This is a genomic window from Streptomyces polyasparticus, from assembly GCF_014493765.1.
In the GTDB taxonomy this organism is placed as follows: Bacteria; Actinomycetota; Actinomycetes; order Streptomycetales; family Streptomycetaceae; genus Streptomyces; species Streptomyces polyasparticus.
Genome location: NZ_JACTVJ010000105.1, coordinates 1 through 1,196 on the forward strand (window position 1 = coordinate 1; position 1,196 = coordinate 1,196).

Annotated in this window: 1 protein-coding gene; it reads left to right on the top strand. The window is 45.4% G+C overall.

All coding sequences use genetic code 11. The annotated features are described in order from the left end of the window. On the top strand, positions 1 to 1,196 hold a 1,196-nt coding region (locus H9Y04_RS49065; RefSeq protein WP_187820149.1), incomplete at both ends, for a fatty acid desaturase.

The following is a 1,196-nucleotide window of genomic DNA, read 5'->3' on the forward strand; positions in this document are numbered from 1 at the left end:
GTTGATTCTGTAGACATCACCAAATTGAACGCTTTGGCTGCTGGCACCAACCGCAAGACCCCGAGAATTGTGGCGGCAGGTGTGGGTGGTCGTTTGATGGGAACAAAGTCTCTTGTCAATGTTACTGCTGACCAAATCACGGAAGACTCAATGAAACAGATGACTTTGGCAGAGAAGGATGAGGCCGAACGTCAGAAATATACTCGGGAAACCCATATTTCCGATCAACCATGGACATTTAGTAACTGGTACCAACATATTAATTGGTTGAACTTGATGTTGGTTGTTGTATTTCCACTCTATGGAATGTGGGAAGCAACTAAACATCCTCTTCAATGGAAGACGGCCCTTCTTGGGTTTATATTGTATTTGGCGCTGGGACTTTCAATTACTGCTGGTTACCATCGTTTATTTTCTCACACAGCCTACCTGGCTTCAACTCCTGTGAGGTTATTTTATGCCATTGTTGGTGCTGGTGCCATTCAAGGCTCGATCAAATGGTGGGCTCACTCTCACAGAGTTCACCATCGTTATACAGACACTCCAAGAGACCCCTATGATGCTCGTCAAGGATTGTGGTACTCGCACATGGGATGGATGTTGGTTAAGGCCAATCCAAAGAACCGTGCACGTGCTGACATTTCCGATTTGACTTCTGACTGGGTAGTTAGATTTCAACATCGTCACTACCTTACTTTGATGCTTTTGATGTCACTTGTATTGCCCACTATCATTGCTGGTGTTTTCTGGGGTGACTGGTGGGGAGGGTTCATTTATGGAGGAATCTTCAAATCGTTTGTTATTCAACAAGCTACCTTCTGTGTCAACTCATTGGCCCATTGGATCGGCTCTCAACCATTCGATGACCGCAGAACCCCTCGTGACCACGTCATTACCGCTTTGGCTACTTTTGGTGAAGGTTACCACAATTTCCACCACGAGTTTCCCTCGGACTACAGAAACGCATTGAAATGGTACCAATACGACCCAACCAAGATGGTGATTTGGGGATTGTCTAAGATTGGTATGGCTTGGAACTTGAAGACTTTTAGTCAAAATGCCATCGAACAAGGTTTACTCCAGCAACAAGAAAAGAAGTTGGAGCAAATGCGCCAGAAATTGAGATGGGGTGAACAAGTGGATGCTCTCCCAGTGATGGAACGCGAAGAGTTTAATGAGAGATCCAAGAAAGACGG